Source organism: Pseudalgibacter alginicilyticus (genome assembly GCF_001310225.1).
GTDB lineage: Bacteria > Bacteroidota > Bacteroidia > Flavobacteriales > Flavobacteriaceae > Pseudalgibacter > Pseudalgibacter alginicilyticus.
This window is the reverse complement of record NZ_CP012898.1, coordinates 2,708,767-2,723,610: the sequence shown is the minus strand read 5'-3', so window position 1 is coordinate 2,723,610 and position 14,844 is coordinate 2,708,767. Positions and strand designations below refer to the sequence as shown.

Annotated in this window: 14 protein-coding genes; 7 read left to right on the top strand and 7 right to left on the bottom strand. The window is 33.0% G+C overall.

Going from position 1 to position 14,844, the window contains the following annotated elements:
- Positions 1-8: 8 nt before the first annotated feature.
- Positions 9-2,285 carry a translocation and assembly module lipoprotein TamL gene (gene tamL / locus APS56_RS11290; RefSeq protein WP_054731355.1) on the top strand — a complete coding sequence of 759 codons (2,277 nt, stop codon included), beginning with the start codon at positions 9-11 and terminating at the stop codon, positions 2,283-2,285.
- On the opposite strand, the gene recJ is transcribed toward tamL, so the two are convergent.
- From recJ to APS56_RS11260, 6 genes are all read right to left on the bottom strand, one after another.
- Positions 2,266-3,975: a single-stranded-DNA-specific exonuclease RecJ gene (gene recJ / locus APS56_RS11285; protein ID WP_054728162.1), complete on the bottom strand. Its 1,710-nt coding sequence runs from the start codon at positions 3,973-3,975 to the stop codon at positions 2,266-2,268. The two genes, tamL and recJ, sit on opposite strands and share 20 nt — an antisense overlap.
- Before the next feature lie 89 nt (positions 3,976-4,064).
- The gene (locus tag APS56_RS11280) at positions 4,065-4,493 is read right to left on the bottom strand and encodes an OsmC family protein (protein ID WP_054728160.1); all 429 of its coding nucleotides are present in this window, start codon (positions 4,491-4,493) and stop codon (positions 4,065-4,067) included.
- 218 nt (positions 4,494-4,711) lie between these two features.
- Positions 4,712-5,290, bottom strand: a complete 579-nt coding sequence (locus APS56_RS11275) for a uracil-DNA glycosylase family protein (protein ID WP_054728158.1) — start codon at positions 5,288-5,290, stop codon at positions 4,712-4,714.
- A gap of 99 nt (positions 5,291-5,389) precedes the next feature.
- Positions 5,390-5,734, bottom strand: a complete 345-nt coding sequence (locus APS56_RS11270) for a HopJ type III effector protein (RefSeq protein WP_054728156.1) — start codon at positions 5,732-5,734, stop codon at positions 5,390-5,392.
- A gap of 83 nt (positions 5,735-5,817) precedes the next feature.
- Positions 5,818-6,489, bottom strand: coding sequence for a 16S rRNA (cytidine(1402)-2'-O)-methyltransferase (gene rsmI / locus APS56_RS11265; RefSeq protein ID WP_054728154.1), 672 nt, complete (start codon positions 6,487-6,489; stop codon positions 5,818-5,820).
- A gap of 3 nt (positions 6,490-6,492) precedes the next feature.
- On the bottom strand, positions 6,493-7,233 hold the full coding sequence (locus APS56_RS11260) for a DUF8457 domain-containing protein (protein WP_054728152.1): 741 nt from the start codon (positions 7,231-7,233) through the stop codon (positions 6,493-6,495).
- A gap of 100 nt (positions 7,234-7,333) precedes the next feature.
- Here APS56_RS11260 and APS56_RS11255 point away from each other — a divergent pair, with 100 nt between their 5' ends.
- The 4 genes from APS56_RS11255 (at position 7,334) to APS56_RS11240 (ending at position 10,673) form a co-directional block, all read left to right on the top strand.
- The gene (locus APS56_RS11255) at positions 7,334-7,981 is read left to right on the top strand and encodes a thymidine kinase (protein ID WP_054728150.1); all 648 of its coding nucleotides are present in this window, start codon (positions 7,334-7,336) and stop codon (positions 7,979-7,981) included.
- Positions 7,974-9,083, top strand: a complete 1,110-nt coding sequence (gene alr / locus APS56_RS11250) for an alanine racemase (RefSeq protein WP_054728148.1) — start codon at positions 7,974-7,976, stop codon at positions 9,081-9,083. The genes APS56_RS11255 and alr overlap by 8 nt, the downstream gene beginning before the upstream one ends.
- 64 nt (positions 9,084-9,147) lie before the next feature.
- Entirely contained in the window at positions 9,148-9,549 is a 402-nt protein-coding gene (gene mscL / locus APS56_RS11245; RefSeq protein WP_054728146.1) for a large conductance mechanosensitive channel protein MscL, read from the top strand.
- Positions 9,550-9,683: 134 nt separating this feature from the next.
- Positions 9,684-10,673, top strand: coding sequence for an aspartate-semialdehyde dehydrogenase (locus APS56_RS11240; RefSeq protein ID WP_054728144.1), 990 nt, complete (start codon positions 9,684-9,686; stop codon positions 10,671-10,673).
- Positions 10,674-10,733: 60 nt separating this feature from the next.
- Here the strand turns inward: APS56_RS11240 and APS56_RS11235 are convergent, their stop codons facing one another.
- Entirely contained in the window at positions 10,734-11,690 is a 957-nt protein-coding gene (locus tag APS56_RS11235) for a M28 family metallopeptidase (protein ID WP_054728142.1), read from the bottom strand.
- Positions 11,691-11,778: 88 nt separating this feature from the next.
- On the opposite strand from APS56_RS11235, the gene APS56_RS11230 reads away from it, so the two are divergent.
- Both APS56_RS11230 and APS56_RS11225 read left to right on the top strand, forming a co-directional pair.
- On the top strand, positions 11,779-13,899 hold the full coding sequence (locus APS56_RS11230) for a prolyl oligopeptidase family serine peptidase (RefSeq protein WP_054728140.1): 2,121 nt from the start codon (positions 11,779-11,781) through the stop codon (positions 13,897-13,899).
- Between the two features lie 17 nt (positions 13,900-13,916).
- Positions 13,917-14,834, top strand: coding sequence for an ABC transporter ATP-binding protein (locus tag APS56_RS11225; protein ID WP_054728138.1), 918 nt, complete (start codon positions 13,917-13,919; stop codon positions 14,832-14,834).
- Positions 14,835-14,844: the final 10 nt, after the last annotated feature.

Below are 14,844 nucleotides of genomic sequence, written 5' to 3'. Positions count from 1 at the left end.
TTATATACTTGAAAACGAATGTTAAATACATATTTGTTATCCTCATTTTAATTAAAGGACTATATTCGTGCAGTGTTTCCAAATACATTCCTGAAGATGAGCGCTTATACACAGGAGCTTCCCTTGAAATTATTTCAGATTCTATTATAAAAAATGAAGACGCCTTAAAAGCAGAATTAGAATCTGTACTTCTACCAGAGCCCAATAAAAAATTTTTAGGCATTTATACAGGCTTATATTATTACTATAAAAATCAAAAAGAAAAATCTGGTTTTATCAATCGATGGTTATATAAAAAATTAGGGGAAAGGCCTATTTACCTATCTGATGTAAAAACTTATGAAGTAGAGGATTTATTACTGAATCGTTTGGAAAACAGAGGGTTTTTCTACAGTAGCACTTCATCAAACTTTAATGAAAAAGAAAAAAAGGCAGCCATTGACTATTCAGTTAAAATACCAAAACCATACCTAATGGCAAAGTATCAAATAGATTCTATGCCAAACACTATACATACTGAAGTTAAAAATTTAGTTGCTGAAACGCCTTTTATAAAAGACATGCGATTTGATTTAAATAGCATGAAAATGGAACGACAACGAATAGATTTCAACCTTAAGAAAAAGGGATTTTATAATTTTGACGACAGCTTTTTAATTTTTGAAGCCGATACCAATAGATATAACAATAAGCGATTCGATCTATTTTTAAAACTAAAAAAAGATGTACCTAAAAAAAGTCTTATTCCTTATAAAATCAGTAAAGTCAATGTTTATACAGATTATGATATGGCTGACTCTGTTCAATTAAAACCTATTCGGTATAACCATAAAAATTTTATTCAAAAAGAGATTGTTTTCAAACCAAAATACCTGGATCCATTTATTAAAATAAAAGAAGGTGAACGCTATGATCCAGAAACATCTAAAAACACCGCAAGGCGCTTGTCTACCATTGGAGCATACAAATATGTAAACATTCAATATAAGGAAGTAGATTCTTTGGCAACCGATAGTTTAGGTATATTAGAAACTAATATTTACTTATCTCCATTAAGTAAACGTGCACTACGTGCAGAACTTCAGTTAGTTACCAAATCTAATAGTTTTACTGGTCCTGGTTTATCACTTACTTTTAGCAACCGAAATTTATTTGGTGGTGGAGAAACTTTAAATTCCTCAGCAAGTGCAGGATATGAAACACAATTAGGAGGTAAAAATAATACAGGAAAAAGTAGCTTAGAATTAGGATTAAAAACTGAACTAATTTTTCCGAGAGTGCTGTTCCCTATAAAAATAAATGAAGATTTTTTTGAATATGCCATTCCAAAAACTAAAATGTCAATTGGTGTTAATTATCTTAATAGAAGCAAACTGTATACACTATTATCTGGAACAGCTCTTTTTGGATATACCTGGAATGCCAATAGATTTATAACTCATGAAATAAACCCTATTTCTGTTAATTACACCGAATTAACAAATACCACAACAGAATTTGAAAACATTTTAAATAATAATCCATTTTTAGAAAGCAGCTTTGAGCAACAATTCATTTCAGGACTTACCTACTCCTTCACCTATAACGGTTTGGTAGACAAACAAAAAAAACATCAATTTTATTTAAACACAACATTTGATATTGCTGGAAATTCTATAGGTTTATTTGGGAAACAAGAAGTGGATAACGAACCAAAAACTTTTTTAGGTTTGGAATACGCGCAATATGCTAAAATGGATATAGATCTACATTATCATTTTAACTTTGGTAATGAACACATTTTAGCATCAAGACTTTTTGCAGGATACGGAATGGCTTATGGTAATTCTGATGTTATACCGTTTGTAAAACAATATTACTCTGGTGGCCCATATAGTGTTCGTGCCTTTAAAATTAGATCCTTAGGACCTGGAACTTATAGCGAAGAGACAGATACTAATAGTAGCAGTTTTTTTGACAAAACTGGGAATATTAGATTGGAAGCTAATTTGGAATACCGATTTCCAATTTATTCATTTTTTAAAGGAGCTATATTTGCTGATGCTGGTAATATTTGGAACTCAAAAGAAAACTCTACTTTTAATGGTGACGATAAGTTTTCGGGTAATTTCCTAAATGAATTAGGAATAGGTGCTGGTTTAGGATTGCGGATAGACATTCAAAACTTTGTAATCCGTTTTGATTTAGCAGCCCCTTTTCATGACCCGTCATTACCTGAAGGAGAGCGTTTTTATTTTGACCTAAAAAACCCCATTCTTAATTTTGCTATTGGATATCCGTTTTAGCTTCTTTTATATCTCTTAATTTAAGTTGAAGTGAGACTTCACCCCGCCACTCATTTTCATCAATAGAATAGGCGGCACTAAATGGTTTTCCTTCAGAAATTAAATCAAATTTATCAGCCATACTAAAACCAATAGCAACCATATTGCCTGCATCTGGCTGAGTAACATTAATCCGCAAATGTGTTTTATCTGCTCCTACACATTTTCCATAGCCTGTATCTATTAAATTATTAGTTACAAAAACAGGGGTCATATTACCAGGCCCATAAGGAGCAAATTGTTTTAATATTCTATAAAATTTTGGCGTAATATCTTTTAAATCTATTTCGGCATCTGCCTTTATTTCTGGTATGAGTAACTTTTTATCAATAGTTTGAGAAACTACTTCTTCAAAGGCTTTTTTAAAAGCTTGGTAATTTTCTTCATCTAACGTTAAACCCGCAGCATATTTATGCCCGCCAAACTGCTCAATATGCTCAGCACAGGCTTCTAAGGCATTATACACATCAAAATCTCTAACAGAACGTGCCGATGCTGCTAATTTTTGTCCGCTTTTAGTAAATACTAAAGTAGGCCTATAGTAGGTTTCCGTTAATCTAGAAGCCACAATACCAATAACACCTTTGTGCCAATTTTCATCATAAACAACAGTAGTAAATTGTTTCTGTTCGTTTTGTTCTTCAATTTGCAGAAGAGCCGCTTCAGTGGTTTTTTTATCTTCTTCACGTCTATCAATGTTATATTGGTTAATTTCAGCAGCATGCTTTAAAGCCTCATCATATTCCATATCGGTTAACAAAGTTACCGCATAATTTCCATGCTCCATTCTGCCTGCTGCATTAATTCTTGGGGCAATCATAAAAACTACATCGGTAATAGTTAACTCCTCTTTTTCTACCAAATCAATAATCGCCTTTATTCCTGGACGTGGGCTGCTATTAATAATTTTTAATCCATAATACGCTAAAACCCTATTTTCTCCTGTAATAGGAACAATATCCGCAGCAATAGCTGTGGCAACCAAATCTAAATACTCTACTAAATCTTCAATTGTTTTTCCTTCTTTTGATGCCAATGCTTGAATCAATTTAAAACCTACACCACATCCACAAAGTTCTTTATAAGGGTAATTACAATCATCTTGTTTTGGATCTAATACGGCAACAGCATCAGGAACTTCAATACCTGGTCTGTGGTGATCACAGATAATAAAATCAATACCTTTTTCTTTTGCATAGGCAACTTTATCAATTGCTTTTATACCACAATCTAAAGCAATAATGAGCGTGAAATTAAATTCATAAGCATATTTTACACCTTTCATAGAAATACCATAACCCTCATCATATCGGTTAGGTATATAGGTTTGAACAAGACTGTATTTTGTTCTTAAATATGATGATAATAAAGCAACAGATGTTGTGCCATCAACATCATAATCTCCATAAACAAGAATATTTTCTTTATTTGCTATGGCTTTTTCTATACGAGCCACGGCTTTAGCCATACCTTTCATCAAAAAGGGATCGTGCAAATTTTTTAAACTCGGTCTAAAAAAAGCTTTGGCTTCATCATACGTTTCAATACCACGCTGCACCAAAAGTGATGCTATGATTTCATCTACCTGAAGTGCATCTTGCAGCACTTTAAGTTTTTTAGAATCTGGCTTTTTATTAACTGTCCAACGCAATTTTTATACATTTAAGTATTCAAAACATGTTAAAGTACTAAAATTAAGCAAATTAAACTCAATTTCAACTATTTTAAGCACTTAATAATTTAAGCATTTTTATTATGAAAATGTGTTTCAATAGATAGTTCAGCAAACTGACGAAACATTTCCATAACGCCACAATATTTTTCAACCGATAAATCTACAGCCCGCTGCAATTTTTTTTCATTTAATTCACTTCCAAAAAAATGAAATGCCATGGTTACTTTATCGTAAAACTTTGGATCTTCGTCAGTAAGGTTAGCATCAATTTCAATACTAAAATCTGCAACGTCCAACTTCATTTTTTTAATTAATGAAGCAACATCTAAACCCGAACAGCCCGCTAATGCTGATAGCATTAAAGCTTTTGGCCTGTAACCTTCGGCTTGCTCACCATTTTCAGGGCTAGCCTCAATGAATAAGTTATTTCCAGAAGGGTTTGTACTTTCAAACTTCATTCCTCCTAACCATTTGGTAGTTATATGGTTTATCATTTTTTTATGTATTAAATTCTTTTCTTATGACTTCAAAAATACGTATTAATTTATGATTATTTGGATTTTTAAACTTAGTTGATTTATGGTTAATTTGAATTTTAAACCTAAAAAAACAGAAGAAATTCTATCAAACTAAATTCCATTCCTAATCAAAATCAGTATAAAATTTCAAACTTTAACCTATCAATAATACTGATTTACTTTTGTATTAAATGTTAAGTTATTGAAATAATACGTTTTGTTCTCTCTCTTAATTTAGGCAATACTTCCACCTCAAACCACGGGTTTTTAATCAACCAAAATCTATTTCTTGGAGATGGATGTGGTAATGGTAAATATTTAGGCAAATATTCTTGAAAGTTAGCAACCGTATCTGTTAATGTTTTCTTTGACTCTTTTCCTAAATAATACTTTTGAGCATACATACCAATTAAAAGAACCAATTCTACATTGCTCATGTTTTCAAATAAAGATTTGTGCCATTGTGGAGCACATTCTTGACGTGGTGGTAAATCGCCTGATTTACCTTTTCCCGGGTAACAAAAGCCCATAGGAATTATGGCAAATTTTTCTGAATTATAAAATGTTTCTGGAGAAACATTCAACCAATTTCTAAGTTGCTTTCCACTAGCATCATCCCATGGAATACCCGATGCATAAACTTTAGTCCCTGGCGCTTGACCTATAATAACAATTTTAGAATTTGGATGAGCAGATACGACAGGTCGTGGACCTAAGGGCAAATAATCATTGCAAATGGTGCATTGTTTTATGTTATAAAGCAAATCTTGCATTTAATTAAAACTTACATGAAGCTAAATTTAACTCAGCTTTAAAATAAAAATATAACGTACATCTAAAAAACAATTTTAGACATACAAAAATTCAACTTTCTACTTTTCTTTTAAAGGCGCTCCTTCAAAAATCAAACCATCAAAACCAGTATTCATAAAATTTCTAATATTTTGATGTCCACCACCTTTAGGATCATTCAAAACCTCATCAAAATAAAATTTACCAAAACAAGCTAAAGTTTCTTCTTTTGAAAATCCTTGAATTTTTGCAAAAGCAAATAATTTACATGAACCTGAATTTTCGCCTACACCATTTTCTAAAATACCATTTTTAAAAGCCGTTGGAGTAAATTCATAAAGCGCTTCAATAGCAGCCATGGTTTCTGAAAACTCAATATCCATTGGAGTATTTTTTAATTTATTTTTAAATCTTTCTATTGTCATATTATTCTATTTAATACCGTGTGAACACAATTGAAATACTAAAGTTTTTATAACATAAAACTTCAACAGAGTTCAGTTTATTTTTATTTTTTTCCTGCAACCACAATCACAATTTCTCCCTTGGGCGGTTTATTTGTATAATGCTCCAAAACGCTTTTAGCAGTTCCACGAATGGTTTCTTCATAAAGTTTTGTTAATTCTCTTGAAACAGATACTTGCCTATCGTTTCCAAAATATTCGCAAAAATGCCCTAAAGTTTTCAGCAATTTATGTGGACTTTCATAAAAAATAATCGTTCTGCTTTCTTCTGCTAAAAGTAGTAAACGGGTTTGTCTACCTTTTTTTACTGGTAAAAAACCTTCAAACACAAATTTATCGTTAGGCAAACCAGAATTTACCAAGGCTGGTACAAAGGCTGTTGCTCCAGGTAAACAATCTACTTCAATTCCGTTTTCAATACAAGCACGCGTTAATAAAAACCCAGGATCAGAAATAGCTGGTGTTCCGGCATCACTTATAAGTGCAACCTTTGCACCACTTTTAAGTTTCTGAATTAGGTTTTCAACAGTTTTATGCTCATTATGCATATGGTGTGATTGCATGTGAGTTAAAATGTTAAAATGCTTTAATAATTTTCCTGAAGTTCGGGTATCTTCAGCAAGAATTAAATCTACTTCTTTTAAAACTTCAAGAGCTCTAAATGTAATATCTTTTAAATTTCCAATGGGCGTTGGTACTATGTAAAGTTTACTCATTAACTAAAACTTACTTTCTATTATTTGCATTAATCGTTCCTCAAACTCCTCTTTTCCTGCCCAATTATTATAGTCTGGTTTTACAATATTTTGAATAAACTCTCTGGCATCATTAAAGTTAGCTGTAGTATTTATTTGAGATAATACACGATCATAATCTTCATTTTTACCATCAAATAAATGTTTAATAAAGGCTATTTTATCATTCAAGCCTACCTTAATACCTCCTGAATTTAGTTTTTCGTTTAATGATTTTTTATCGGATGAATTTATATTTTTCGACTTAGAAACAGGTTCGAATACGGGTAACTTTTCATATCCAGATGTTAAATGCTCCAAATCATTTTTAGAGAACTTTTGTTTAGGTAAAGCTGCTTCCAACATAGCATCAACCTCATGAGTTTCCTCAGGCATTTGAGCAACAATGTCTTTTATTTTCTCAATTGCAGGCTCCATAATAGGTTCATTTTCAGAGTCATCGAGATCCACATACGTTTTATCCTCAACCTCAACAGTATCTGTTACTTTGTTGTTAAAAGCCTCATCTAACATTCCAAAAAATGAAGAATCATTACCAATTGTAGGCAATTCGCCTTCAAAGTTTTCATTAGCAAATTTTAAAACCGACAATTTTTCGTAAAGTTCAGAAACTTCAGCATGCATTCTATTAACATCTTCTTTTCCTTTTAGTTTTAAAATCCGATGGGCAATGCTAACCAATTCCGATTCAATTTTCTTCTTCATTATTTTTTATTTAATACGCATTAGACTTTTGTTTTTTAATAAATTTATATCACCTTTATGCAAATGAATAATGACTTTATTTTAGTGTTAAAATTACAAAATGTTTCTTGAAAATACAGTAAATCATAAAGAACAATTTGGTTGGGTTGAAGTGATTTGCGGTTCCATGTTCTCGGGAAAAACCGAAGAATTAATCCGTAGATTAAAACGCGCACAATTTGCCAGACAGAGAGTTGAAATCTTTAAACCAGCTATTGATGTGCGTTATAATGAAGATATGGTTGTATCGCACGACTCCAACGAAATCCGCTCTACTCCAGTTCCTGCCGCAGCAAACATCCCTATTTTAGCTGATGGCTGTGATGTTGTTGGCATAGATGAAGCCCAATTTTTTGATGATGAAATAGTGCGTGTTTGTAACGATTTAGCAAATAAAGGTGTTAGAGTTATTGTTGCAGGATTGGACATGGATTTTAAAGGTAACCCTTTTGGTCCAATGCCCAACTTAATGGCAACAGCCGATTATGTAACTAAAGTACATGCTATTTGCACACGAACAGGAAACTTAGCCCAATACAGTTACCGAAAAGCCAAAAGTGATAATTTAGTGCTTTTAGGAGAGGTAGATGAATACGAACCTTTAAGCAGAGCCGCTTTTTATAAAGCTATGACACGAGACAAAGTTAGAAACATGAAGGTAAACGATGCTGAAGAAATAACCCCTAAATCCAAAAACAAAGATGCCTAAAGCGCAAGAAACGCTTCTTGAAATTGATTTAAAAGCTCTTAAACATAATTTTAAATACCTTAAATCAAGACTAAACCCCAAAACAAAATTTATGGCGGTTGTTAAAGCCTATGCCTACGGCAATGAATCTTGCCAAATAGCCAATTATTTACAAAATTTAAATGCCGATTATTTTGCGGTAGCCTATGTAAACGAAGGTGTTACTTTACGCAAAGCAGGCATAACAAAACCCATTTTGGTATTGCATCCACAAGCTGTAAGTTTCAAAACATTGATTGAAAATAATTTGGAACCTTGCTTGTACAATAAAAAAATTCTAACAGAATTTATTAAAGCATTAACTACAGAATATCAAGAAAACTACCCTGTCCATATCAAGTTTAACACGGGTTTAAACCGTTTAGGATTTTGGCAAGATGATATTAATTTTATTATAAATAAACTTAATGAAACCAAAAAAATAACAGTTAAATCTATTCTTTCACATTTGGCAGCTAGTGAAGATTTAAATGAAAAAAACTTCTCCCTAAACCAAATTGAAACCTTTAAAAGTTTAACCAAAAACTTCATTAAAAAAATTGGATATAGACCAATGCTTCACATGTGTAATACATCCGGAATTTTAAATTATCCGGAAGCTCATTTTGATATGGTACGAAGCGGTATTGGACTTTATGGTTTTGGAAATTCAGAAGAAGAAAATAAACATTTTATACCAATTGGTACTTTAAAAACAGTTATTTCACAAATACATACCATTAACAAAGGTGAATCCGTTGGTTATAATCGTGCATATAAATCAAACAGCACCATAAAAACAGCCACCCTACCTATTGGTCATGCCGATGGTATTGGTAGAGAATATGGCAAAGGTAAAGGCTTTGTTATTATAAACGGCGAACGAGCTTATATTATTGGAAATGTATGCATGGATATGGTTATGGTAAACGTTACTGATATTGATTGTAATGAAGGAGATGAGGTCATTATTTTTGGTCCTAACGCTTCAGCTGAAACACTTGCTGAAACTGCCAATACTATTTCTTATGAAATTATAACTGGTATTTCACAACGTGTAAAGCGTATTTTTACTGGGTGTTAAATAAAATGTGACTTTTTTACTTATATTCGTGTCTAATTTATTTTAACCAATAAACCAAGTTATTATGCTTAAAGAATTTAAAGAATTTGCAATGAAGGGCAACCTAATTGACATTGCAGTAGGTTTTGTAATGGGTGCTGCTTTTAAAGAAGTTGTTACTGCATTTACAGGAGGTATTGTTTCACCGCTAATTGGATTGATTTTCAAAGCAGATTTCAAAGATTTGAAATATGTCATTCAGGAAGGTGTTGCCAATGCAGAAGGTGTGGTAGAAGGTGAAGTATCAGTACTATGGGGTGCTTTCCTAACCAATGTTATCGATTTTATTATTGTAGCCTTCGTCATGTTCATGATTGTAAAAGGTGTTAATAAATTGAAGAAGAAAGAAGAGCCAGCACCCGAAGCTCCAAAAGGTCCTTCTCAAGAAGAACTACTTATTCAAATAAGAGATTTATTAAAAAAATAACAAATTGTTAAATAAATAACACAGTGTTATTTGTTGTTAAAAAGCCCTCTGTTTCAAAAAATTGAGGGCTTTTTGTTTGTTTAAAACTGTTATAAATGCCTAATTTTGCTCAAAATTTTTAATTTATATAAGATATGAAAGTAGCTGTAGTTGGTGCCACTGGAATGGTTGGCGAAGTGATGCTAAAAGTTCTTGAAGAACGAAATTTTCCAATAACTGAATTGTTATTAGTAGCCTCTGAGCGTTCCGTAGGGAAAAAATTGACTTATAAAAATAAAGAATATACCGTTATTGGTCTAGCGGATGCTGTAGCTGCAAAACCTCAAATAGCTATTTTCTCTGCTGGAGGAGACACCTCTTTAGAATGGGCTCCTAAATTTGCTGAAGTTGGTACAACAGTGGTTGACAATTCTTCGGCTTGGAGAATGGACCCTACTAAAAAATTAGTAGTTCCTGAAATCAATGCCAGCGAATTAACTAAAGACGATAAAATTATTGCAAACCCTAATTGCTCTACCATACAAATGGTTTTAGCATTATCACAACTCCATAAAAAATATAAAATGAAGCGAGTGGTCGTTTCCACATACCAATCTGTTTCTGGTACTGGTGTAAAAGCCGTTAAGCAATTAGAAAATGAAATTGCAGGTATTAAAGGCGAAATGGCTTATCCTTATCCAATTGGTAGAAATGCCTTACCTCATTGCGATGTGTTTTTAGAAAATGGATATACTAAAGAAGAAATGAAATTGGCTAGAGAGCCACAAAAAATATTCAATGACAAGTCATTTTCTGTTACAGCTACAGCAGTAAGAATCCCTACCGCTGGTGGACACTCTGAGTCTGTTAACGTTCAATTTGAAAATGATTTTGAATTAGCTGAAGTTCGTAAACTATTAAGTGAAACGCCTGGAGTTATTGTGCAAGATAACACAGACACTAACACGTATCCAATGCCAATTTATGCGCATGATAAAGATGAGGTTTTTGTAGGCCGTATCCGTAGAGATGAAACGCAGGCAAATACTTTAAACATGTGGATTGTGGCTGATAATTTACGTAAAGGTGCTGCAACTAATACCATTCAAATTGCTGAATATTTGATTGCAAATAATTTAGTTTAAGCTAATTCTTTTAATAAAATTGAAAAAGCCTCTGTTTCATACAGAGGCTTTTTTATGAAGTTAATCTTGGTTTATAAACTTCATTTTATAGTCGGTTGAAGCTATTTCCATTATGGTTCTAAAAATATATTCGCAAACCAGAGTTTCTCCTTCAATGTTTAATAAATCAATCGTGTCCTCAGGTGTATGATATTGTGGATGTCCACCTGTATGCATTCCTAAAACAGAAATCCCTTTTTTATAAAAAGACACATGGTCTGACCCACCAACAGAACCCGCGTGAACAATAGGGTTAATCCCCAAAGGTTCTGCCAGTACTTTCATCAGTTCCATACCATTCGGAAATGTACCAGCACCTCCCATATAAACATGGTTTTTAGCATTCAACCGCCCAACCATATCCATATTAATCATTAATTTAATTTGAGCTAATGGCACCAAAGGATTTTCAACAAAAAACTGACTTCCTAATAAACCCTGTTCTTCGGCACCAAAGGCAATAAAAATAACACTTCGTTTTAACGCTTGTTTTTCTGAGGCTATTTTCTCTGCAATTTCCAACAATGCAGCTGTTCCACTGGCGTTGTCATCAGCACCATAATGAATGGCATTTTTTTTGTCTGATTTTGAAGACGGTCCACCAAAACCTAAATGATCATAATGTGCCCCTAAAACAATATATTCATTTTTTAAAAAAGCATCGTTTCCTTCAATAAAACCAACAACGTTACATGTTTTAACCATTGGTTTTTCTTCAATGTTTTTTTCTACTCGTAAAGTAGCTTCAAAATGTTGCTTATATCCCGTTTCAAAAGATTGAATTTTAAGTTTTTTAAATTCTTTTTTTAAGTACCTAACAACCCTTTTATTTTCTTTGCCTCCCGGGTAACGTCCCGCGTTTTTTTCTGAGGTTAAAAATAAAATATGGTTCTTTAGTTCCTTTTCCGTTATCTCTGCTTGAGAAAATAGACTTAAGCACATCAAACTTAAAAGTGAAAACACCACTATTCTGTTCATTGTTCTGAATTTTAAATTGTTTCAATATATAATAACTCTCACGTAAATTACGTCTGTTTTGATTATTTTTGACTAAAATTTATTCCTCATGATAAAATTAACAAATAGTTTTTTTATACTATTGATTTTTGTATCATGCAAAAAAGATATTATAGTGAACTACCCCAAAACCAAAACCGTTAACGTTACTGACACCTATTTTGATGTAGAAGTAAAAGACCCTTACCGGTGGCTTGAAAATGATAGAAGTACTGAAACTGAAGATTGGGTAAAAGCCCAAAACGAAACCACCAATACGTATTTAAATAAAATTCCTTACAGAGAAGCACTAAAAGAGCGTCTAAAAAATTTATGGAACTACGAAAAAGTTAGCGCACCTTTTACCGAAGGCAATTACACATATTTTTCTAAAAACGATGGCTTACAAAATCAGGATGTTATTTACAGAAAAAAGGAGCATGAAAATGCTGAAGTTTTCCTAGACCCCAATAACTTTTCAAAAGATGGTACAGTTTCATTAGGTGCTTTAAGCTTTTCAAAAGACGGCAGTATTTTAGCATATTCTATTTCAGAAGGTGGTAGCGATTGGCGAAAGATTATTGTTATGAGTACCGAAACTAAAACGGTTCTTGAAGACACCATAAACGATGTAAAATTCGGAACCATTTCTTGGTATAAAAATGAAGGCTTTTATTATTCAAGTTACGATAAACCCAAAGGCAGCGAGCTTTCTTCCAAAACGGATCAGCACAAAGTATATTACCATAAACTGGGTACACCTCAAAAAGAAGACACTTTAATATTTGGCGGAACTCCCGAAGAAAAGCACCGTTATATTTATGCACAAGTAACCGAAGATAATCGCTTTTTAATCATTTCACCCCGTAATTCTACTTCTGGAAACAAACTTTTAATTAAAGACCTATCTGTTCCTAAAAGTCATTTTATTTCTATTTTGGATCATACGGATAGCGATACCCAGATTATTGAAAATGTAGAAACCAAACTATATATTGTTACAAATTTAAATGCCCCAAACAGAAAGATTGTTACTGTTGATGCTTCAAATCCTACGGTTGAAAATTGGGTGGATTTTATACCTGAAACCAAGTATGTTTTATCACCATCAACGGGAGGTGGATTTTTCTTTGCAAATTATATGGTTGATGCCATTTCAAAGGTAAAACAATTTGATTATCAGGGCAATTTAGTTGAAGACATTGAACTACCTGGCTTAGGCTCAGTAGGAGGTTTTAGCGGAAAAGCAAAAGACACAACCTTATATTATTCATTTACCAATTACAATACCCCAACCAGCATTTATAAATTCCTGCCAAAAACAGGGGAAACGAGCTTGTATTGGCAACCTAAAATTGCGTTTAATTCCAACGAATATGAAAGTCATCAAGTGTTTTATAACTCAAAAGATGGCACCAAAATCCCTATGATGATTACCCATAAAAAAGGATTGGAACTAAATAGTAAAAACCCAACCATCCTTTATGGCTATGGTGGGTTCAATATCAGTTTAACACCTACTTTTAGCATTACAAATGCCGTTTGGATGGAACAAGGCGGTATTTTAGCAGTTCCGAATTTACGAGGCGGTGGCGAATATGGTCGCGCATGGCACGATGCAGGAACGAAACTAAAAAAACAAAACGTTTTTGACGATTTTATCGCTGCAGCGGAATTTCTGATTGAAAACAAATACACGACATCTGATTATTTGGCTATTAGAGGTGGTTCCAATGGCGGTTTATTAGTTGGAGCTGTTATGACTCAGCGTCCCGAATTGGCTAAAGTAGCATTACCCGCCGTTGGTGTTTTAGATATGTTACGTTACCACACCTTTACCGCTGGAGCAGGCTGGGCATACGATTATGGAACTGCTGAAGATTCTAAAGAAATGTTTGAATATTTAAAAAACTATTCCCCTGTTCATAATGTGAAAAAAGGCATAGAATACCCAGCCACTTTAATTACCACAGGCGACCACGATGATCGGGTAGTGCCTGCACATAGTTTTAAATTTGCAGCAGAATTACAAAGCAAACAAACAGGCAGCAACCCAACATTAATACGAATTGAAACTGATGCTGGTCATGGTGCGGGAACGCCTGTAAACAAAATCATAGACCAATATGCAGATATTTTTGGGTTTACACTGTTTAATATGGGCGTTAACACTTTACCTATTCAAAAATAAAAACTACCTTGTCATGTATGCTCCAAGTAAAAAACATATCCTTTCGCTATAAAAAAAAGAACATTTTAGAAGCTATTAGCTTTCATGTAAATCAAGGCGAACATGTTTCTATAATCGGGGAAAGCGGCTCGGGAAAAAGTACCCTTTTAAAATTGCTCTACGGCACCTATGACTTAAATGAAGGTGAAATTTTTTGGAAAGACTCCCAAATATTAGGTCCAAAATTTAACCTCATTATTGGTCCTGATTTCATGAAATATGTTTCCCAAGAATTTGATTTAATGCCTTTTACTTCGGTTTCAGAAAACATCGGAGCATTCCTTTCTAATTTTTACCCCAAAGAAAAGCAAGAACGCACCCTGGAGCTTTTAAAAGTGGTAGAATTAGAAGCTTATGCAAATATCAAAGTTAAAGAATTAAGTGGTGGACAAAAACAACGTGTGGCCTTAGCACGTGCTATAGCCAAACAGCCAGAAATCATTTTATTGGACGAACCCTTTAGCCATATTGATAATTTTAAAAAACAATCCTTACGCCGAAACCTTTTTAAATATTTAAAAGAAAAAAACATTACTTGCATTGTTGCTACGCATGATAAAGACGATGTTTTATCGTTTTCAGACCAAATGATTGTTTTACACAATGCAAAAATACTTGCAAACAACACGCCTCAGTATTTATACAAACATCCAAAAGACAAATTAATCGCTTCTTTTTTTGGTGAGTTTAATGACATTAACGGTAAATTAATTTATGCTAATCAGCTAAAAATAGTAGAGACATCAGACTTGAAAACCACAGTAAAACAAGTGTATTACAAAGGGTATTATTATTTGATTGAGGTAGATTTGAATGGCAACAAAGTGTTTCTTGAACATCATAAAGCATTAAAAATAGACACAACTGTTTATATCTCAATTATAAGACAAGGATAACTAATCTACT

Coding starts and splice junctions, on each gene's coding strand:
- APS56_RS11225 (WP_054728138.1), top strand. CDS start 13,917: ATGCTCCAAGTAAAAAACATATCCTTTCGCTATAAAAAAAAGAACATT.
- mscL (WP_054728146.1), top strand. CDS start 9,148: ATGCTTAAAGAATTTAAAGAATTTGCAATGAAGGGCAACCTAATTGAC.
- APS56_RS11230 (WP_054728140.1), top strand. CDS start 11,779: ATGATAAAATTAACAAATAGTTTTTTTATACTATTGATTTTTGTATCA.
- alr (WP_054728148.1), top strand. CDS start 7,974: ATGCCTAAAGCGCAAGAAACGCTTCTTGAAATTGATTTAAAAGCTCTT.
- APS56_RS11260 (WP_054728152.1), bottom strand. CDS start 7,233: ATGAAGAAGAAAATTGAATCGGAATTGGTTAGCATTGCCCATCGGATT.
- APS56_RS11275 (WP_054728158.1), bottom strand. CDS start 5,290: ATGCAAGATTTGCTTTATAACATAAAACAATGCACCATTTGCAATGAT.
- APS56_RS11240 (WP_054728144.1), top strand. CDS start 9,684: ATGAAAGTAGCTGTAGTTGGTGCCACTGGAATGGTTGGCGAAGTGATG.
- APS56_RS11270 (WP_054728156.1), bottom strand. CDS start 5,734: ATGACAATAGAAAGATTTAAAAATAAATTAAAAAATACTCCAATGGAT.
- APS56_RS11280 (WP_054728160.1), bottom strand. CDS start 4,493: ATGATAAACCATATAACTACCAAATGGTTAGGAGGAATGAAGTTTGAA.
- rsmI (WP_054728154.1), bottom strand. CDS start 6,489: ATGAGTAAACTTTACATAGTACCAACGCCCATTGGAAATTTAAAAGAT.
- APS56_RS11255 (WP_054728150.1), top strand. CDS start 7,334: ATGTTTCTTGAAAATACAGTAAATCATAAAGAACAATTTGGTTGGGTT.
- APS56_RS11235 (WP_054728142.1), bottom strand. CDS start 11,690: ATGAACAGAATAGTGGTGTTTTCACTTTTAAGTTTGATGTGCTTAAGT.